This is a genomic window from Bacillus sp. FJAT-49711 (genome assembly GCF_018343715.1).
In the GTDB taxonomy this organism is placed as follows: domain Bacteria; phylum Bacillota; class Bacilli; order Bacillales; family Bacillaceae_C; genus Lederbergia.
The window spans coordinates 310,198-329,137 of the sequence record NZ_JAGYPL010000002.1; the positions used below are offsets into that span (position 1 = coordinate 310,198).

Annotated in this window: 18 protein-coding genes; 11 read left to right on the forward strand and 7 right to left on the reverse strand. The window is 37.2% G+C overall.

Translation table 11 applies throughout. The features are described from left to right. Window positions 1-62: 62 nt before the first annotated feature. The 4 genes from KHA96_RS09130 (at window position 63) to KHA96_RS09145 (ending at window position 3,864) form a co-directional block, all read left to right on the forward strand. Entirely contained in the window at window positions 63-950 is an 888-nt protein-coding gene (locus tag KHA96_RS09130) for a sugar phosphate isomerase/epimerase family protein (RefSeq protein WP_213129001.1), read from the forward strand. 104 nt (window positions 951-1,054) lie between these two features. Next, window positions 1,055-1,726, forward strand: a complete 672-nt coding sequence (locus KHA96_RS09135; RefSeq protein ID WP_249315424.1) for an AlkZ-related protein — start codon at window positions 1,055-1,057, stop codon at window positions 1,724-1,726. Window positions 1,727-1,794: 68 nt separating this feature from the next. Continuing rightward, window positions 1,795-2,193, forward strand: coding sequence for an HXXEE domain-containing protein (locus tag KHA96_RS09140; protein ID WP_213129003.1), 399 nt, complete (start codon window positions 1,795-1,797; stop codon window positions 2,191-2,193). 219 nt (window positions 2,194-2,412) lie between these two features. Further along, window positions 2,413-3,864 carry a protein adenylyltransferase SelO gene (locus KHA96_RS09145; RefSeq protein WP_213129004.1) on the forward strand — a complete coding sequence of 484 codons (1,452 nt, stop codon included), beginning with the start codon at window positions 2,413-2,415 and terminating at the stop codon, window positions 3,862-3,864. A 281-nt stretch (window positions 3,865-4,145) separates the two neighbouring features. Here KHA96_RS09145 and pgeF read toward each other — a convergent pair whose 3' ends face one another. Together pgeF and KHA96_RS09155 are read right to left on the reverse strand one after the other, a co-directional pair. After that, the gene (gene pgeF, locus KHA96_RS09150) at window positions 4,146-4,904 is read right to left on the reverse strand and encodes a peptidoglycan editing factor PgeF (protein WP_213129005.1); all 759 of its coding nucleotides are present in this window, start codon (window positions 4,902-4,904) and stop codon (window positions 4,146-4,148) included. A 12-nt stretch (window positions 4,905-4,916) separates the two neighbouring features. Continuing rightward, window positions 4,917-5,753, reverse strand: coding sequence for a TetR/AcrR family transcriptional regulator (locus KHA96_RS09155; RefSeq protein ID WP_213129006.1), 837 nt, complete (start codon window positions 5,751-5,753; stop codon window positions 4,917-4,919). A 130-nt stretch (window positions 5,754-5,883) separates the two neighbouring features. On the opposite strand from KHA96_RS09155, the gene KHA96_RS09160 reads away from it, so the two are divergent. After that, window positions 5,884-8,970: an efflux RND transporter permease subunit gene (locus tag KHA96_RS09160; RefSeq protein WP_213129007.1), complete on the forward strand. Its 3,087-nt coding sequence runs from the start codon at window positions 5,884-5,886 to the stop codon at window positions 8,968-8,970. A gap of 129 nt (window positions 8,971-9,099) precedes the next feature. After that, the gene (locus tag KHA96_RS09165; RefSeq protein WP_213129008.1) at window positions 9,100-10,293 is read left to right on the forward strand and encodes a hypothetical protein; all 1,194 of its coding nucleotides are present in this window, start codon (window positions 9,100-9,102) and stop codon (window positions 10,291-10,293) included. A 42-nt stretch (window positions 10,294-10,335) separates the two neighbouring features. On the opposite strand, the gene mgrA is transcribed toward KHA96_RS09165, so the two are convergent. Both mgrA and KHA96_RS09175 read right to left on the reverse strand, forming a co-directional pair. Then, entirely contained in the window at window positions 10,336-11,328 is a 993-nt protein-coding gene (gene mgrA / locus KHA96_RS09170; protein WP_213129009.1) for an L-glyceraldehyde 3-phosphate reductase, read from the reverse strand. A 26-nt stretch (window positions 11,329-11,354) separates the two neighbouring features. Further along, complete coding sequence (locus tag KHA96_RS09175; protein ID WP_213129010.1) at window positions 11,355-12,212, reverse strand: NAD-dependent epimerase/dehydratase family protein; 858 nt, start codon at window positions 12,210-12,212, stop codon at window positions 11,355-11,357. 164 nt (window positions 12,213-12,376) lie between these two features. Between KHA96_RS09175 and KHA96_RS09180 the strand changes: the two genes are divergently transcribed. Next, window positions 12,377-12,697 carry a winged helix-turn-helix transcriptional regulator gene (locus KHA96_RS09180; protein ID WP_213129011.1) on the forward strand — a complete coding sequence of 107 codons (321 nt, stop codon included), beginning with the start codon at window positions 12,377-12,379 and terminating at the stop codon, window positions 12,695-12,697. Between the two features lie 315 nt (window positions 12,698-13,012). Here the strand turns inward: KHA96_RS09180 and KHA96_RS09185 are convergent, their stop codons facing one another. After that, window positions 13,013-13,843 (reverse strand): aldo/keto reductase, encoded by an 831-nt coding sequence (locus KHA96_RS09185; RefSeq protein WP_213129012.1) that lies wholly within the window; start codon window positions 13,841-13,843, stop codon window positions 13,013-13,015. A gap of 424 nt (window positions 13,844-14,267) precedes the next feature. On the opposite strand from KHA96_RS09185, the gene KHA96_RS09190 reads away from it, so the two are divergent. Then, window positions 14,268-14,606 (forward strand): type III secretion system chaperone family protein, encoded by a 339-nt coding sequence (locus KHA96_RS09190; protein WP_213129013.1) that lies wholly within the window; start codon window positions 14,268-14,270, stop codon window positions 14,604-14,606. Window positions 14,607-14,667: 61 nt separating this feature from the next. On the opposite strand, the gene modB is transcribed toward KHA96_RS09190, so the two are convergent. Both modB and modA read right to left on the reverse strand, forming a co-directional pair. Then, window positions 14,668-15,321 carry a molybdate ABC transporter permease subunit gene (modB, locus tag KHA96_RS09195; protein WP_213129014.1) on the reverse strand — a complete coding sequence of 218 codons (654 nt, stop codon included), beginning with the start codon at window positions 15,319-15,321 and terminating at the stop codon, window positions 14,668-14,670. 5 nt (window positions 15,322-15,326) lie between these two features. Then, window positions 15,327-16,103, reverse strand: a complete 777-nt coding sequence (gene modA / locus KHA96_RS09200; RefSeq protein ID WP_213129015.1) for a molybdate ABC transporter substrate-binding protein — start codon at window positions 16,101-16,103, stop codon at window positions 15,327-15,329. Window positions 16,104-16,234: 131 nt separating this feature from the next. On the opposite strand from modA, the gene KHA96_RS09205 reads away from it, so the two are divergent. The 3 genes from KHA96_RS09205 (at window position 16,235) to KHA96_RS09215 (ending at window position 18,816) form a co-directional block, all read left to right on the forward strand. After that, window positions 16,235-17,161 carry a helix-turn-helix transcriptional regulator gene (locus tag KHA96_RS09205; RefSeq protein ID WP_213129016.1) on the forward strand — a complete coding sequence of 309 codons (927 nt, stop codon included), beginning with the start codon at window positions 16,235-16,237 and terminating at the stop codon, window positions 17,159-17,161. Window positions 17,162-17,335: 174 nt separating this feature from the next. After that, window positions 17,336-17,842 carry a TetR/AcrR family transcriptional regulator gene (locus tag KHA96_RS09210; RefSeq protein ID WP_213129017.1) on the forward strand — a complete coding sequence of 169 codons (507 nt, stop codon included), beginning with the start codon at window positions 17,336-17,338 and terminating at the stop codon, window positions 17,840-17,842. Window positions 17,843-17,931: 89 nt separating this feature from the next. After that, the gene (locus KHA96_RS09215) at window positions 17,932-18,816 is read left to right on the forward strand and encodes a hypothetical protein (RefSeq protein ID WP_213129018.1); all 885 of its coding nucleotides are present in this window, start codon (window positions 17,932-17,934) and stop codon (window positions 18,814-18,816) included. Window positions 18,817-18,940: the final 124 nt, after the last annotated feature.

An 18,940-nucleotide genomic window follows, 5' to 3' on the forward strand; every position in this document is an offset into this window, starting at 1 on the left:
TGCATGCTTGCCTGTCAAGGCGGGGCATCCATGTAAATATACATAATGGGGAGGAAATGGGTATGAAAATTGGTGTATCAAGCTGGAGTTTGAACAAAGAATTTGTTGAAAAAGGGATGACGATGGTAGACTTCGTTCGTGTCGTTAAAGAGGACTTCGGAGCAGACGCAGTTGAAATGGTTCATTGGATGGTAGGTAATGTTAGTCCAGAGGGTGCAGAGAAAATGAAATTTGCTCTTGAGCAGTTCAGCAGTCCTGACCCTGAAAAAATTCAGCAAGCAATCGGCGGCTTTATGGAAGTCATGGATGAAATGAGCCTCAACAAGCCGGAAAATCTTGAAGACGTGAAGCAAGCACTTGAGAAATACGGCGTGAAAGTGCTCAATATGCCAATCGATTACGGTAATATCTCTGGGTTGGATGAAGAAAAACGCAAATCAGATTTAGAAGTTATTAAATCCTGGATCGACATAGCGGCTTACTTAGGAAGTAAGGGAGCTAGGGTCAATACTGGACAGCAGCCAGAAGGTGTTTTCGATCTTAGTATAACAGCAGATTCTTATAGAGAACTTGCTAAATATGCCGAGACGAAAGGTGTTGCGTTAGTTCTAGAAAACCACGGTGGTATGTCGGCAGATCCTAAAAATATTATAAAGCTATTTGAAATGGTCAATCATCCAAATTTCCGAGTGTGCCCTGATTTCGGAAACTTTGATCCAGAAATTCGCTACGAAGCGATTGATATGATTTTTAATAACCCGATCTTAGTTCATGCGAAAACATATGAGTTCAATGAAGACGGAAGTCATGTTCAATTCGATTTTGGCAAGTGTATGGACATCGTGAAGAAGCATCATTATGACGGTTACTACTCAGTAGAATTTGAAGGACCTGGTGATCAGCGAGAAGGTGTCAGGAAGACCATTGATCTATTGAAGAAGCATAGTTAAATCACAAGAAATCGTCCTTTAATTGGACGATTTTTTTCAATTATCCGCAAGGAGGATAATCACGTATGTTCATGGAATTTAATGTTAAAGGGAGCTGGTAGTTGATGGAATATAAAATTAAAACTTATGAGGAAGCGATAAAGGTTATTGAAGAGATTGGCTTGTTGCCACTTGCGCCATTAATAGCAGACTATCCTTCCTTAGGCAGCATAACTGAACCAGGAGCTTGGCATTCCGATACGGAATTCGATCCTTGGAATTGGAGAATAAAGTTTTCTACAGATGGGGTTGCAGGATACGGAAAATTCATTAAGAAAAAGTCAATTTTGGTATCCCGTCAGCTTCTTCCATACGTAAAAATTGTTCTTGGATTAAATGAATCTGTAAAGGAACGCTATTTTAAAGGAAATATATCGAAAGAAGCTCGTGATCTATACGAGATTATTAGTCAAGAAGAGGGGATAGATACTAGAGTATTGAGGTCAAGAGCAGGCCTAAGGGAAAAAGAACAAAAAAAGTTATTCGATCGTGGATTGCTAGAATTGCAAGGTTCGATGGATATCGTTATTTCTGGGATTAAAGAAAAAGTGAGTGAAGATGGTGAAAAGAAAGGGTGGAGCAGTACAGCTTTTGAAACGTATGATTCTTGGGCAACTAGAAATAACATTGAAACGATTTATTTGAGCAAGGAAGAGGCACGAGATCATTTAATGATCCACTTTTCAAATATATGCGGTCCAGAATTAGTAAAAAAAATAGCAAAGATTTTTAGATAGAATTAGAAAGGTAGATTTCCTTAAATGCTGGAATGGCTTAATACGAATATTAGTTTAGCAACGGTAGTTTGGCTTTTCCCATAATATTTTTAATGCATGACTTTGAAGTTATTATTTTCGTTGAGTCATGGTTCGAGAAAAACTATTCAAGAGTGGAACCAAAGGTGCCAAAAAGGATGAAAAAGGTATTTCGTGATTTATCCGAAACGACCGCAGCGAGATTTTCGATACCCGTATTTATGCAATTTATTGTATATATTATCGCTACCTTTCTTGTCGTGGAAAAAGATTTCTATCATTTATTTTTAGGTTTAAAGGTTTGTTCTCTTATTTCTTCACCTTTTTACCCATGTCGGTCAATCTCTATTTTTGGGGACTTACGCGCTTGGAGTAGGAAGTGCCTTGCTTATAACACTGCCGTATTCTTTATACTTATTTTATCGATTACTAATGGAAAATATCATTAGCTATACAGATATGATTGTTAGCCTTCCATATGGGTTGATTCCTTTTTTCTATTGTTTGGATTGGGCAGGAAATTTAATCCTAAAATATTGCCAGGTAAGAAAATTTCATGAAATTCGCTCCAACAACATATATTATCTACCTTCCAAATACAGCGTATTCCTCTTCCTAAAGGGTATAATAATGGATATATTTTAAAAAACACTTTCAAAGGAGAGTCTATGGCTAAACAAGAAGCGGGATGGAACTTAGAGAACAGCTATGTAAGAATGCCGAGTTCGTTTTTCACGGACACCAACCCTACCCCGGTAAATTCACCAAAGTTAATCATTCTCAATCAACTTTTAACCACGGCCCTCGGTTTTAACATAGAGGCACTTCAAAGCGATGGTGGCGTGGCAGTGCTCGCAGGAAATAAAATTCCTGAAGGTGCTGTGCCTATTGCACAAGCGTATGCTGGGCATCAGTTCGGAAACTTTACGATGTTGGGAGATGGCCGTGCTGTTTTGCTGGGGGAGCAGATTACGCCTCGAGGAGATAAGGTGGATATCCAGCTGAAAGGTTCAGGTAGAACCCGCTATTCCCGAGGCGGCGATGGTAGAGCTGCGCTTGGTCCAATGCTGCGTGAATATATTATGAGCGAAGCGATGCATGCTCTCCGAATTCCTACTACTAGGGGTCTAGCAGTGGTGGCAACAGGTGAGATGATTATTCGAGAAACGGAGCTGCCGGGTGCTATTCTAACCCGTGTGGCTGCTAGTCATCTTCGTGTCGGGACCTTTGAATACGCAGCGCAGTGGGGGACGGTAGAAGACCTAAAAAAATTAGCTGACTATGCGATAGAGCGCCATTATCCGAGTATTGAAGCGAATGAAAATCGCTACCTTGCATTTCTTGAAGCGGTGATCAAGCGTCAGTCCGAACTTATTGCAAAGTGGATGCTTGTCGGCTTTATTCACGGAGTAATGAATACAGACAATATGACGATAAGCGGAGAGACGATTGATTATGGCCCGTGTGCTTTCATGGATACGTACGACCCGGCGATTGTCTTTAGTTCGATTGACATTCAAGGGCGCTACGCATATGGAAATCAGCCTTATATTGGAGCATGGAACTTATCACGATTTGCCGAAACGCTATTGCCGCTATTGGATGAAAATCAAGAGAAGGCGATTGAAAAAGCTCAAGAAAAGATCTCAAATTTCAGCACTCTATACCACTCCTATTGGCTTTCTGGTATGAGATCAAAGCTAGGTTTTTTTAGCTCGGAAAAAGAGGATGAAGCGTTAATAAATGATCTCCTTGATATAATGAAAAAGCAACATGCTGACTACACGAATACTTTCCTAGCTTTAACTTTTGATACAAAGGGTATGTGTGAATCCCCAGAATTCATTAAATGGAAAAATAGGTGGCAGGCAAGACTCGAAAGACAACCAGAAACAAAAGATTCATCAATAGAATTAATGAAGAAAAGTAATCCTGCAATCATCCCGAGAAATCATCATATGGAAGAATCTTTAGAGGCAGTGGTTGAACGTAGTGACTATAGCGTGATGGAGAGGTTTCTTACTGTACTTTCAAACCCATATGAGCATTCACCTAAACAAGCGGAATACGCCTTAGTGCCTGATTCGAAGACTCCTTATCGAACTTATTGTGGAACATAACTTTTAATAACACCATGCTGCCTAATTTCTCTAGGCAGCATTTTTAATAAGTAAATTGTTTGGGAATCAATGGTGCTGGACAAACTGCAAGCTGAAGTAAAGGATTTGTCCAACAAAACCTGGATGCTGGACAAACTGCCAGTGAAAAACCTATATTTGTCCATCGTGGCTTCTAAGATGGAAAACGATCAGGAGAAAGCAAAGAAAAGAGTTAAGGAAAATTTTTGCGGAAATTGCTAATTCATATGCGCAAATAAAAAAGTCGCAAATCTTGCGACTTTTTACCTTTTCATTATAAAACATAAATGTCTTCCGCATTGTTTGTCTTCACGGTATGAGAAGCCATCCTCGCTTTTAAATGTACAAGTTCGATCAACCGAGATTTTCTCTTCGGGAATACCTGCAAGCATACATTGTTTCTTCACGGTTAGCTGATTATCAATATGATATTTATTAGTACGTTTGTTATAGTGCATAAATTTGTCGGCATAACCTAGATCGTTGAATTTTACATACACATCTTCATCGACTTCAAATTTTTCTTGACTTAAGGCAGGGCATATTTGGACATGAAAATCATTCGGATTACAATTTTCAGCCTGAACTAAATGTTTGAAAAGTTTTAATGTAATTTCTTTTACAGTGCCTTGCCATCCAGAATGTATGACACCGACTACACCTGTTTTTTCATGATAAAAAATCACTGGAACGCAATCAGCATTAAAGCTGGATAATACTAAATTCGGCTCATAGGTGTATAGCGCATCCGTGTCGGGAATGGCAGTTTCCATAAGGTGAGCGCCTCTTCCTTTTTCCTTCATTGTCACCTTATAGGAATTCGAGCTATGGGTTTGCTTTGCGCAGACAAAATTGGACAGTTCACATTGCAAATATGAGGCCAATTTTTTCCGATTCTCCAACACATCTTCAAGGTTTTTACATGCATGAAGAGCCGTGTTATTACTTTCTAATTCGGATAAATCTTTTAACGTTATACCGGCTACCATTTTTTCATTATTTACATAAAGCTTTGTTTTCATGTGATCACCACTTTAAGTATTCGATTTATAAAAATCTCTAAGCAAATACGCAATCCATTTGCAATGAGGATGATTCCGAATATTTTCTAATAATCCTTTTATAATAGCGAGACTTGGAGTTGTGACTAAAAGCTGCTCTTTAAGTAATATTAATGATTCCTTTTCAACGGATTCTTCCATTTCTTCAACTTTTTGATCGATCATTTCAATAATCTGTTCCTTTGTGACAGCCTCATGCATCCCTAAATCAACCAGTTTCTTATGCTCTTCAGAAATAAAAGAGACCGTCATATGCTTAGCTAAAATATTTGTTTTTTCCACAAGTGATTCGGCGAGTAAGTAAAAATCTACTGGGACACTTTTAAATAAAAATAACTCCCCATACATTTTCATAAATCCTTTAATGCAATATATTAAATCGTATTTTGTATATTTTACTTCCTCGCCATATAAACGCTCAATCATTGTTAATATGGTTTTTTCATGTAATTTATCATAGTGGCGCATTTTTAACATGAACTCTTTATTAAAGGTTTGCGTTTGTTCCTTCATAAACATTTTGGCAAAATCCAAATGTTTATAAAAATAATGATAGGTTGCATAGTAAAAGTCATATAATAATTGATCATTATTTGAATTTTTGACTATATGGTCAATATCCGAGGTAATTTCCATCATGAAATGATCAATTAATGTTATGATCAACTCGTCCTTCGATTTAAATGAAAGATAAAAGGCCCCTTTAGAGATTCCACATTGATCCGTTATTTGTTGTACGGATGTTGACTCGAATCCTTGTTTGGCAAACAATTCTAATGCTTTTTCCATAATTAATTGTTTTTTAATCATGTTATTTTTTCGCTCCTATATTCCATCGTTGACAAATGACCAATTAGTCATTACTATAAGTAAATAGGCTTGAAAAGTCAATAGTGCAAGATGTTGCATTCATATTAAAAAGTGGGGGTAGAGGATAACAGTGAAAGGTTTAGTCAATTTTGTACTGAAAAATAAGTTAGCCGTTTGGCTATTAACAATCATTATTACTGCATCTGGAATTTATGCAGGAACACGCATGAAAACAGAGACGATTCCAGATATAACGATTCCATATTTAATGGTAACGGGTGTATATCCTGGAGCAACTCCTGAACAAGTCATGGAAGATGTGTCCATGCCTTTGGAGAAAGCAGCGGAAAACTTAGAAGATGTGAAGGCCGTCTATTCTAATTCTTATTCTAACATGGCAAGTATTCAAGTGGAATATGAATATGGCATCGATATGGATGAGGCGAAGCGAGCATTGCAATCTGCATTAGATGCAGTGAAACTGCCAGAAGACGCGCAGACGCCTAGTATTACAGCGATTAGCATGAATATGATGCCGGTCGTTGCATTAAGTGTAAGTAGTGAAAAAGAAGATATCGTTGAATTAACTTCTACAGTAGAGGATATTTTACTGCCTAAAATTCAGAAAATAGAAGGTGTTGCATCTGCGACAGTCACAGGGCAACACATTGAAGAAGTAGAGCTTATTTATAATAAAGAAAAAATGGCTGAACTGGATCTTACTGAAGACACAGTTAAGCAAATGATTCAAGCAAGCGATTTATCCGTTTCATTAGGTCTTTATGAGTTTGAAGAAGGCGAACAAGCTGTAGCCATCGACGGGAAATTTATGACTGCCGATGAATTAAAGAACATGCTTATACCTGTTACGCCTTCGGAAACAAATCCATCTCCATTTGTAAAGCTTAGCGATATTGCAAAAATTGATGAAGTCGGTAAAGTAGAATCGGTTTCTCGTACAAATGGCAAAGAAGCGATTGCCATTCAAATTGTAAAAGGCCAACAAGCAAACACGGTGGATGTCGTAAACAGTGTGAAAGAGTTAATTAAAGATGAAAAGGCGAAAGTTGATGGCCTGATCATTGATGTATCACTTGACCAAGGTAAGCCAATCGAAGACTCCATTAAAACGATGGTTGAAAAAGCGTTATTTGGTGGATTAATTGCCGTTTTAATTATCCTCTTGTTCTTGCGTGATTTTAAATCGACTGTAATATCAATCGTGTCCATCCCAGTTTCTATTTTTATGGCTTTAATGATCCTGAACTGGTTAGATATTACACTCAATATGATGACACTAGGTGCGGTTACGGTAGCCATTGGACGTGTCATTGATGACTCGATAGTTGTCGTGGAAAATATATATCGAAGGCTGCATTTGAAAGAAGAGAAATTAACGGGGCGAGCACTTATTCGTGAGGCAACACTTGAAATGTTCAAGCCTATTGCATCCTCTACGATCGTAACAGTTGCCGTTTTTGCACCACTCATTTTTGTAGGTGGAATGGTCGGCGAGTTATTCATGCCATTCGCATTGACGATGACGTTTGCGTTAGGAGCTTCGCTATTAGTAGCGATCACGATCGTTCCTGCATTATCTCACTTCTTATTTAAGAAAAAATTATACAGTAAGAAGACTAATAAGAGTCATAAAGAAGCAGGGAAATTAGCGAATTCGTACAAAGGTATCCTTAACTGGACGTTAAACCATAAAGCTATTACCTCTATTATTTCAATTTTGTTATTAGTTGGCAGTTTATGTTTAACTCCACTTATTGGATTTAGCTTTATGGGCAGTGAAGAAGAAAAAGTCATGTATTTAACATACACACCAGCGACAGGCGAGCTAAAAGATGAAACGTTAGAAAACGTGAAAGCTGTAGAGCAGGAAATGTTAAAACGTGATGATATTGATATCGTTCAATTATCTATCACAGATGGCGGCGATCAGATGGCTGCGATGATGGGCGGGGGCGGAAATGGTGCATTAATGTACTTAATTTTTGATCCTGATATGAAGGATTTCCCAGAAGTTCGCAAGGATGTTGAAGACTATGTATTCAATATTGATCAATCAGGCGAATGGAAAAACCAAGACTTTACGTCCATGGGAATGTCAACTAGTGAAGTCAGCTATACTTTTTACAGTGAAGATTTAGATAAACTTAATGATGCAGTAAAAATGGTAGAAGCTGAGATGAAAGAAAACGACGGTCTAGAAGACGTTAAGTCTAGTACAGAGGATCCGTATGTAGAATATACATTTAAAGTAGAGCAAGATGAGTTGCTGCAATATGGCTTAACAACAGGACAAATCGTGATGATGTTAAGTCCAAACAAATCGCAGGATATTTTAACGACGGTTAAAAAAGACGGCGACACATTAAATGTAATTGTCCAGCAAGAACAAAAGGAACAACCAAAATCAATTGACGATATTTTAAAAACAGAAGTACCGACAGCGCTAGGCACAACAATGCCACTTTCCGATCTTGTTGAAGTAGAGAAAGGGACTACCTTGAACACTCTTGCACGCAGTAAAGGTGAATACTACGCAACGGTTTCGGGAAAAGTCATCGGTAATGATGTATCAAAAGCATCTTCTGAAATGGATAAAGCAATTGATAAACTGGATTTACCTAAAGGTGTTTCGGTTGACGTAGCAGGTGTAGCAGCAGATATGACTGAGACATTTACACAGCTTGGTGTAGCGATGCTAGCGGCAATCGCGATCGTTTACTTCATCCTTGTCGTTACATTTGGTGAAGGTACGGCTCCATTTGCCATATTGTTCTCATTGCCATTTGCAGTTATAGGTTCGTTTGTCGGACTATGGATTGCCGGCGAAACGATATCTGTATCGGTTATGATGGGACTCCTCATGTTGATTGGGATTATCGTAACGAATGCGATCGTACTCGTGGATAGAATTGTTCGAATGGAACGCGGAGGCATGAATATGCGCGAAGCCATACTAGAAGCGGGCTCTACCCGTCTACGTCCTATCCTTATGACAGCCATCGCAACAATTGGCGCCTTAATTCCATTGGCGATTGGCGCTGAAGGTGGAGGCGGTATGATCTCAAAAGGCCTCGCGATTACAGTTATTGGCGGTTTAACAAGCTCAACGTTATTGACGCTTATTATCGTACCAATTGTGTATGAAATACTATCTAAGATGCTTAAGAAAAACCGTAAAGAAATAGAAGAAAATTAATGGAAAGGTCCTGCAAGGAGTTATCTCTTTGTAGGGCTTTTTATTTTGGAAATTAGTGCGACTTTAAATTTACAATTGTATATAATTGACATATGATGGGAAACTATCCATGAAATATCGGGGGAAATAATGAATAAAAAAATATGGTTGTCTATAGCTGTTTTTTCTGCATTTTTTTTATTTTTGTTAATTGTTCTTTTGACCCAATGGCAAAGCAAAAATAAGTATATATTTATAAATGGCATTGAACATTTTTCACGAGAGACATCTGATAAAGAAGGCCATTATCTTCTTTTTTATCCTGCGGATTATCGTTTTTCTCAGAAATTTACATTAGTAAAAGAAGTGACGAACAGTGGAGAAGTTGTAAAACAGTACAAAGTTTTTGATGATGATTTTGGAAGAATGATTCCACACCAGAAACCAAATGATACGAATCAATTATATATTTCTTTTTTTGGCGGTATGGGAGGTGAATATTATTTTACGTATGATATTCAAAAAAATAGATTTAAAAAAGAGAATATTGATTATCTAGAAAACAAGGTTGGAATTGACCATATTATGCACTATGGAGATGATGTTGTTTTTCAGACTCTTGCATCACATAAAACGGGCGATCAGCGTTATAATGAAAAATTCGATGGCTTCAAAGTTTCAATTTCAAATGCCGCTACACAACAAAGCATCGAAACAGATTATCGTCGCTCTCCTCTTTCTTCGCCAATCTTACATTTTAGAGGAAAGATATTATATGGGACAGCAGGGGCAATAGGAAATGACGATGAATACGAATATCATGGAATTGCCATTACGGACTTAAATAAGGGTTCTATTACATACGAAACTTTTGGGACAGATAACATGGATTTAACCCCTCTTTTTTCAACGGATGATTATGCTTATATATTAGGAGAGAATGGAAAAATGTATGTCTATAATAAAGATTTTCAATTTAAGATATTTAAGCCTTTTAAAAATATTCCTAAACAAGATTATTATAGTGGAAACGGACAATTAGTTTTAGATGAACATAGAATCTTATATTGTTTAAACGTTGAAGAAGATAAATACTCATTAGGCATTTTCCATATAAAAGATGAACCGGTTTTCGAGTTATTTAACGAAACCTTTGCTAATACAGACAGCTGGTATGAGCCTTTGTATCAGAATACGGAAGAAAAAGAAGTTTATGTAAAAGAGATGAGTAATGATAATGGAAAGAATCATATCATCGTGTTGGATAGTGAAAGTCTTGATGTAAAAGAAAAGTTTCCTGTTCGTGATAACCATTTACTAGATTTTATTGTGAAAGTAAAATAAAAAATTCTTCGAGCGTTCGTACTCGAAGAATTTTTATTATGATTAACCTTTCAAAATATCATCGATTTTTGCAAGTTCTTCTTCACTGAAATCAAGGTTATTTAATGCAGCAACATTATCTTCAATTTGGCTTACACGGCTAGCGCCAATGAGGGCAGATGTCACACGTCCTCCGCGAAGCACCCACGCTAAGGACATTTGCGCGAGCGTTTGGCCTCTTTCAGAAGCAAGGTCATTTAACATTCTAACCTTTTGAACTACTTCCTCTGTCACCTGGTTCTCATTAAGTGCACCAGTTGAACTTGCGGCACGTGAATCCTTCGGAATACCACCTAAGTATTTATTCGTTAACAAACCTTGCTGTAATGGACAGAATGCAATCGATCCAACGCCATTTTCATCTAGCACATCTTGCAACCCATCTTCAATCCAACGGTTTAACATAGAGTAGCTTGGTTGATGGATTAGTAAAGGTGTACCTAAATCATTTAGAATTCTAACGGCTTCCGCTGTTTGCTCTGGAGAGTAGCTTGAAATTCCGACATATAAGGCTTTACCTTGACGAACGATTTGGTCAAGAGCACCCATCGTTTCTTCTAATGGTGTGTTTGGATCTGGACGGTGAGAGTAGAAAATATCAACATAGTCTAATCCCATGCGTTTTAAGCTTTGATCAAGACTTGAAATCAAATATTTTTTCGAGCCCCATTCGCCGTAAGGGCCATTCCACATCCAATAACCCGCTTTAGTAGAGATGACCATTTCATCACGGTACGGTTTGAAATCTGTCGCAAGCATTTCGCCAAACATCGTTTCCGCTGATCCAGCTGGAGGTCCGTAATTGTTTGCAAGGTCAAAATGTGTAATTCCTAGATCAAATGCTCTTCTAAGCATCGCGCGCCCGTTTTCGTATGTATCGACACCACCAAAGTTATGCCATAGCCCTAGTGAAATCGCTGGTAATAAAAGTCCAGAATTTCCTGTACGATTGTATTTCATTGTGTCATATCTTTTGTCATCTGCTAAGTAGACCATTATTTATTCTCCTTTTTCTATTAATTTTAAGGTTTAGAGACCTCAACATAATTTCTCCATACATGAACTGGCTGCCAGTTTAATAGTTTTTTAGCCTTTTCATTGCTAAAAAGGGTTTCGAAGCCAGTTAATTCTTTTTTAAACTCTTTTACATTTGGAAAAACTTGCTCCATCAACTGTTTGCTCTCGATATCCATACTAGTTTCATCATTCGCAATATTTAAGGCGACAGACCCAAGTCCCTCTGTTTCGACAGCAAGTCGATACGCTGTTGCCGCATCCCTAGAATCAATATAGCTCCACACAATGGTTTTACGTTGTTCTGGGTCATGGATAAAGTTTGGGAAATTGGCATACATTTCAGGTGTTATGACATTTCCTAAACGCATGGAAACGACTTGAATCCCCGTTCTGCGATGTATCATGTCGGCTGTTTGTTCATTTACAATTTTTGATAGTCCGTAACTATCTTCCGGTAATTGCGGATGTTCCTCGTCGATTGGCACATATTGTGGCTCTAATAAGTTTCTTGAAAAAACGATGCCGTAGGATGATTCACTAGAAGTAATTACGGCTTTTTTAATGCCTAAATTTCCAGCTGCTTCTAAAATATTGTACGTAGACATCACATTATTTTGGAAAGTTACTTCATTTGGATGTGAATAAGCGACAGGAATAGCAGCAAGGTGAACAACTGCATCCGCACCAGCTAAAACTCCATGAACTTGTCCGAGGTTCGTTAAGTCAGTAATGATAGTTCGACAAAGCTCATCTTTTGGTTTTTTTACATCAGCATTTATGACATCATAGCCATGATCTAAAAACTCTTTTATTACTGAAGGTCCTAATAGACCGCTTCCACCTGTAATGACAACTTTTGGCATGTCAATCACCTCTCTATTGGGTGTAGATTAAAACGCTTACTCACTTCGAAGTATATGCCTACATATTATTTAATACAAGTACTGAAATAATTTTGATATAATAAAAGATAGGTTATTTACTATAATAATTATAGTAACTATTTGCTATAAAGGAGGATATAGATATGCTAGAAGTAAAGGAAGAATTAGTAGTAGAATGCTCAATTGAAAAGGCATTGAACGTAATCGGCGGCAAATGGTCTTTTCTTATTTTAAAACAGCTTTTTGAGGGAACAAAACGCTTCGGCGAAATCCAGAAATCTATTTCAAAAATTAGCCCAAAAGCATTAACAGATACATTGCGCCACCTAGAAGAAAATGAAGTGCTTATTCGGAAGGTCACCCCGACTGTTCCTATTACGGTTGAATATTCCTTAACAGAGAAGGGACAAGCATTACATAAGATATTGAAAGAAATGAAGATTTGGGGATCGCAGTGGACGTAATTTCGCTAATGAATGAAAGAGATGAGAAACATGGATGTAGAAATATCAGCATGAGGTCTGGTTTATTCAAAATTTGGGAATCATTCCCGATTAAATAAGCATTATAATAAGTTTCATCGAGAGATAGTGCATAATTCTCGATCAAAAAGAACTAACGATGATTTTAGTCGAGAAATAGTTCATGAATCTCAACGCGATAGATCTAAGTTTCATTGAAAATCAATACTCATTTAAACAATACATCAAATCTAGGAAAAAAGCGTAGCGTCCACTATTGAAATAGGACTGCTACGCTTTTCCTGATTCTCTATCCTCTTAAAAAATAACCTTGTCCGGATCTGATCCAAATCGGTGGTTTTTATTCATTTGATCAATTATCTTCATATCTTCTTTTGAAAGAGTAAAGTCAAAAATATTAGCATTTTCATGAATGCGTTCTTTGCGTACGGATTTAGGTATTGTCACAACTTCATTTTGAAGATCCCAACGAAGGATAATTTGAGCTGGTGTTTTACCATGTTTTTCAGCTAGCTCAGTAAGTTGTGGCAAATCTAAATTTCCTTGCATAAGTGGAGACCAAGCTTCTAATTGGATGCCTTCATTTTTACAATATTGACGAAGTTCCAGCTGAGTGAGCAAAGGATGAAACTCTACTTGGTTTACCGCAGGGATGACATCGCTATTTTGTTTAAGCGTTTCTAAATGATGGATATTAAAATTACTTACTCCAATTGCACGAATATACCCATCCTTCTGCAGTTTTTCAAAGGCTTTCCATGTTTCTACGAACTTTGTTTTTCCTGGCCAGTGAATTAAATATAGATCGATATATTCAAGACCTAGTTTGCGGCGGCTCTCTTCAAAAGCTTTTAACGTAGATTCGTATCCTTGATCAGAATTTGCTAGCTTTGTAGTGATGAATAGTTCTTCGCGCGCAATGCTGCTTTGCTTAATAGCGGTGCCAACTCCAGACTCGTTACGATAACCGGCTGCTGTATCAATCGAACGGTAACCTGCTTCTAGCGCATAAGTGACCGAATTGATGACTTCATCACCGTCTTCTACTTGGAAGACTCCAAGCCCGAGCCACGGCATATGTACTCCATTGTTTAACACTGTAAAATCCTTGATATTTTGAATAGTCATTGTTATTCCTCCTTATCAAGTAATCCCTTACATTGTATAAGACTATTATAAAAAATGTAAGTAGTGAAATCTTTTAATCTATGTATACTTTTTTATACTAACTTACAATTAAGTAAGTTAGTCAGAAGTATGAGAGGATGTCTCTGATACTTGTTTGACAGTTTTGACAATATGTTCAATAGTATAGATAGACCGTACTTCTCCACTGGTCATATTCTTCTCCCACTAAGATAAACCGCACGTTTCTCAGTCAACCTTACCTCACAGAGTAATCGATTTTAATTCAAACAAAAAACACCACAATAAATACAAAAGGAAAGGAGCTAGATGGGTGGCATCTATGCTTTCAGTCATTAAATGTCCAAACTGTGGGCTTCAGCGATAGAAGATGATTATTACAAAATAGGTGAAAACTACGTTTATTGTGATCAGTGTGGTTACAATTATACATACTAGGACGTCAAAAAAGATCGACGGTAAATTTCAATTAGTTGAAGAAGAATACAAGGGATATGGAGTTTTTAGAATGGTTCATAAGAGTAGTAGAAGTACGTTGAATATGTTAAACGAGCCAATAACAGATGAATCATTAGAAAAATATAAAATAATATTCATGGATGAACTAAACCAAAAGGAAAGTTATCTAGTTTCATTTGAAAACGGGTTATTTACGACTTTACTTGGGAATCCACCAGAGCAATTTTTCCTATCCTTCGAGGAATTTCAAGAGGAGGGAATTCCAAAATCTGTCCCTATGAGTTAGATTTCCGGCTAAAAGAAGAATAACAATGCCCTTGGATGGAGTATGGTCTAAAAATCAATCTTCATTTCATTAGCCGCACACCCAATAACATTAAAAAGGAAATCCCCACCATACTAATGACCCACAACCAAGCCATTTCCATATTGTTTGAATCAATCGCTATATAGATTGCGGTTGGAATCGTTTGGGTTTTGCCAGGGATATTCCCAGCAAACATTAGAGTAGCTCCAAATTCACCTAATCCCCGCGCAAAGCTTAGGATCGCACCTGAAATAATTGCTCGATGTGCAAGCGGAATGGTAATGAATGCAAATAGCTTGAATGCATCTGCACCATCTACACGTGCTGCATTTTCAATATCGTGATCAATCGCTTCAAAGCCTGCTTTCGCAGATTGATACATCAGCGGGAAAGCGACGACAGTGGACGCAATGACTGCTGCCCACCATGTAAACATAATTGGATGTTTAAATATAGTTTCAATCAATTGTCCGATTGGGCTATTTCGTCCAAATATCACAATTAACAAGAAACCTACGACAGATGGTGGCAACACTAAAGGCAAAAGGAATGTTGTTTCAACAAAGGTTTTCCCTTTGAAAGTTGAGTTAGCCATCACCTTTCCGAAAAATAATCCTAATATTATTACGATCAATCCTGAGACAGCAGCGACCTCTAAGGAAAGTTTGATAGGTGCCCAAAAGTTGGTGGCCATTTTAATTAATTCAGTCCTTTAAATCCATGCTTTTCGAAAATATCAATGGATGCTTTATTTTGCAGAAAATCGTAAAATTGGTTTGCTTCTTTTGGATGAGAACTATCCTTTATTATACCGACAGGATAAATAATCGGGGCATGCGTGTTTTCTTTTGCAGATTCCACAATTTGAACTTTTGGTGAAATGAGTGCATCTGTTTTATACACAATTCCTGCATCAACATTGTTTGTTTCTACATATGTAAGAACTTGCCTCACATCTTTAGCATATACGACTTTCTCTTCTAAATCTCCCCATATATTTAAGTTTTCCAATGTTTCTTTTGCATATTGTCCAGCTGGCACAGACTCTGGGGTGCCAATGGAAATTTGATTGGCCTTAACTAAGTCTTCAAAAGATTTAATACCTATACTTGAATCAGTAGGAACGACTAAAACAAGTTCGTTTCCAACTAAATCGATGCCTAGTTTTGGATCGATACGTCCATCTCCTACTAATTGATCAAATTTGTCTTCGGCAGCAGAAAAGAAAAGATCAACAGGTGCCCCTTGAGAAATTTGCTGTTGAAGTGCACCAGAAGCACCGAAATTAAAGTTTAAACTAATATAAGGATTTTCCTCCTCAAAAAGGGGCTTAATATCATTCAATGCATCTTGTAAACTTGCAGCAGCAGAAATGGTCAGCTCCACTTCTTTTTTGGATGTTTCCGATTTATTGGACGAACATCCTGAGACGACAAGTAGCATTAGGAAGAAAAATAAAGGGAAAAGCTTTTTCATCATTCTCACCTTTTCCAACTAATTATAATTACTTATAACTAATTATAATTAGTTATAAGTAAAAAGAGAAGGGAATTAGTGTATATTTTTTTCTAGGTCAATACGTTAAAATAAAAAGGGGAGGGATGAAAATGTCGAAGGAACTTTCTTATACGATTGAAGAAGTGTCACAGCTTCTAAAGGTTTCAAAACTAACCCTTTACGATCTTGTGAAAAAAGGGAAAATACCTGTTTTTCGTGTAGGAAGACAGATTAGAATTGATGCTAAAGACCTTGATGACTACATACTCCAGCAAAAGACAAACGGAATCCCTAAATCTTCTCCGAAGACTCCGAAAAATGACACAAAAAGTTTAAATAAAATTGTTATTAGTGGACAGGATCTTGTTTTAGATATTCTCGGCAAACATATCGAGAAGCATTCATCCTTTAAAGCATTGCGTTCTTTTACGGGAAGTTTAAATAGCCTTATCTCTATGTATAATGGAGAATGTGACATTGTTAGTTTGCACATGTTTGATGGTGATACAGGCGAATATAATCTTCCTTACATAAAAAAAATACTAGTCGGCCATCCTTATATAATGCTCAACCTCCTTTCAAGGAAAGCAGGCTTATATGTTAAAAAAGGGAATCCCCTCCATATCAACTCGTGGTCGGATTTAAATAACGAAAAAATTAAGATTGTTAATAGAGAAAAGGGTTCTGGAGCACGAATCCTTCTCGATGAACAACTAAGACTTCACAAAATTAACCCAAGAAACATCCAGGGCTATGATCATGAAGAGAGCAATCATCTTAGTGTGGCATCTACTGTTGCTGCGGGTTTGGCAGATGTGGGAGTGGGAAATGAAAAGGTTGCAAAAATGGTGAACATTGATTTTATTCCATTAATAACAGAACGCTACGATCTTGTTATGCTAAAAACTCCCGAAAATGAACGACTGAATAATACGGTTAAAAAAATTCTATCTTCCGTGCAATTCCAGTCAGAAGTGAACTCTCTGGGGGATTATGATATTTCACAGACTGGAAAGATCATGTATGAGACGGATTAATAAACTGTTTAGTTTGCTCATCCGATCCGATCTTATTATGGATGCAGTTGTCTAAACTGGTAGTAGTTTTTTCGAACTCGATAAATTTTAATAAAAATACAACTTGACAATAATTTGTAAGTGGAATACTATTTATTTATCAATTAATAAATAAATTAAAGAGAGTTGACCAACATGGCCGTTCGTGAAGATAAAAAAGAACTGATATTGGATAAAGCTGTAGGTATTTTTGCAGAGAATGGATATTACAAGGCAACGACAGCTCTTATCGCAAAAGCAGCAGGAGTTACACAACCATATGTATTTCACTTCTTTAAAAATAAAGAAGAACTTTTTATTGCCGTTATTGATCGGGCAACTAAGAGAATTTATGAAGCTTTTTCAGGGGTGGATGCACCTTCGGATCGATTAATGGATACGATGGGTCATGCATTCCTGGATATAATGAAAACACATAAAGATGAAATCATTTTAGTTATGCAGTCTCATGCCATTTCAGAACCAGAAATTCGTGACCACGTTAAGGAGAAATTTCGGATAGTTCATGAATTAGTTGCTGAAAAGTTAAAAAGAGCAGGAAGTCCAAACCCAGAAGCTGGTGCAAGTCAGTTTTTGGGCACTGGATTTTTGATTACGGTCGCAGAGGTTTTGGAATTACCACAATTGCTTTGTTTTGAATAGAGGAATGAATGAAGGCAGAATGAATCTGTCTTTTTTCACACTATGTTATTTATTGATTGATAAATAAACGCAAAGGGGATTGATGTAAAATGAAGATCGTTTCAAAATTCATTAATAAGTTATTCTCAGAAGAATGGTTATTAGTCATGATGGGAATGATAGGTTTTTTGCTCGCTGCAATCTGTGCCATTTATGTTGCTGTATATGGAGGTGAGATTCTTCCGGAAGGAAATGTGGAGAGTGCATTTTCCTTTAATGCTGCAATTGCTATTTTTATATTGTCCATCGCTGCTTTTTTGCCGATATCTGGGTTAAGTGATCGTAGTCGAAAGAGAATTCGATGGGGATTTGCTGCTACCATTCTAATCTTTTATGGGATTGAAACAATACAGCATTTTCGAGGTATTAATCCAAGATTCACCCAAGTTGGAACGATTACAGATATAGTTGTTGGGATTTTCTTCGGATTGATATCATTGGTGCTGATTGCTTTGACGGTATTTGTCGCCCTTTCATTTTTTCAAAAAAGGAATGTGATCAAACATCCATTTCTCATACTAAGCATACGCTATGCTTTTCTTTCGACGATGATCTCTTTCGCTGCAGGCATTTTCATGTCCGTTCTTCAAAGTCGCTACACTGGGCAAGCTGGAAATTTCATCGTTTTACATGGACTAGGATTTCATGCATTGCAGACATTACCAGTATTAGGTTGGTTAATTGAACAAGCAGAATCCAATGAGAAGCGAGCCCGTGCACTTCTCCACATAGGCAGCGTGTCTTGGTTGATTTCCATTGTCTTTATCGGGATACAAACAATTCTCGGACGTACAGCTTTTGAAATAAGTTTATTGCCAATTCTTGCAGTAATTGCCTTATTAGGTTGGTTTGCAGCGTTAATCGTTTCTTATTTGCATGTACGAAAATGCATCTTCTCAAAAGGTAATCAAGCAGTAATAAATCTAGATGTATAAATAATATTGCAATGGCAATCATTTCTCCCTTATTCCCACTCCGTCATTGTTTCGCTATAATAGGAAAGTATGTTGAATAATCATAGATGATATTTTCATTTGATATAAGCGAAATATTCTAGGA

Bases quoted from the DNA above. Each gene is read 5' to 3' on its own strand.
- KHA96_RS09130 (WP_213129001.1), top strand. From the start codon at position 63: ATGAAAATTGGTGTATCAAGCTGGAGTTTGAACAAAGAATTTGTTGAA.
- KHA96_RS09135 (WP_249315424.1), top strand. From the start codon at position 1,055: ATGGAATATAAAATTAAAACTTATGAGGAAGCGATAAAGGTTATTGAA.
- KHA96_RS09145 (WP_213129004.1), top strand. From the start codon at position 2,413: ATGGCTAAACAAGAAGCGGGATGGAACTTAGAGAACAGCTATGTAAGA.
- pgeF (WP_213129005.1), bottom strand. From the start codon at position 4,904: ATGAAAACAAAGCTTTATGTAAATAATGAAAAAATGGTAGCCGGTATA.
- KHA96_RS09155 (WP_213129006.1), bottom strand. From the start codon at position 5,753: ATGATTAAAAAACAATTAATTATGGAAAAAGCATTAGAATTGTTTGCC.
- KHA96_RS09165 (WP_213129008.1), top strand. From the start codon at position 9,100: ATGAATAAAAAAATATGGTTGTCTATAGCTGTTTTTTCTGCATTTTTT.
- mgrA (WP_213129009.1), bottom strand. From the start codon at position 11,328: ATGGTCTACTTAGCAGATGACAAAAGATATGACACAATGAAATACAAT.
- KHA96_RS09175 (WP_213129010.1), bottom strand. From the start codon at position 12,212: ATGCCAAAAGTTGTCATTACAGGTGGAAGCGGTCTATTAGGACCTTCA.
- KHA96_RS09180 (WP_213129011.1), top strand. From the start codon at position 12,377: ATGCTAGAAGTAAAGGAAGAATTAGTAGTAGAATGCTCAATTGAAAAG.
- KHA96_RS09185 (WP_213129012.1), bottom strand. From the start codon at position 13,843: ATGACTATTCAAAATATCAAGGATTTTACAGTGTTAAACAATGGAGTA.
- modB (WP_213129014.1), bottom strand. From the start codon at position 15,321: ATGGCCACCAACTTTTGGGCACCTATCAAACTTTCCTTAGAGGTCGCT.
- modA (WP_213129015.1), bottom strand. From the start codon at position 16,103: ATGAAAAAGCTTTTCCCTTTATTTTTCTTCCTAATGCTACTTGTCGTC.
- KHA96_RS09205 (WP_213129016.1), top strand. From the start codon at position 16,235: ATGTCGAAGGAACTTTCTTATACGATTGAAGAAGTGTCACAGCTTCTA.
- KHA96_RS09210 (WP_213129017.1), top strand. From the start codon at position 17,336: ATGGCCGTTCGTGAAGATAAAAAAGAACTGATATTGGATAAAGCTGTA.
- KHA96_RS09215 (WP_213129018.1), top strand. From the start codon at position 17,932: ATGAAGATCGTTTCAAAATTCATTAATAAGTTATTCTCAGAAGAATGG.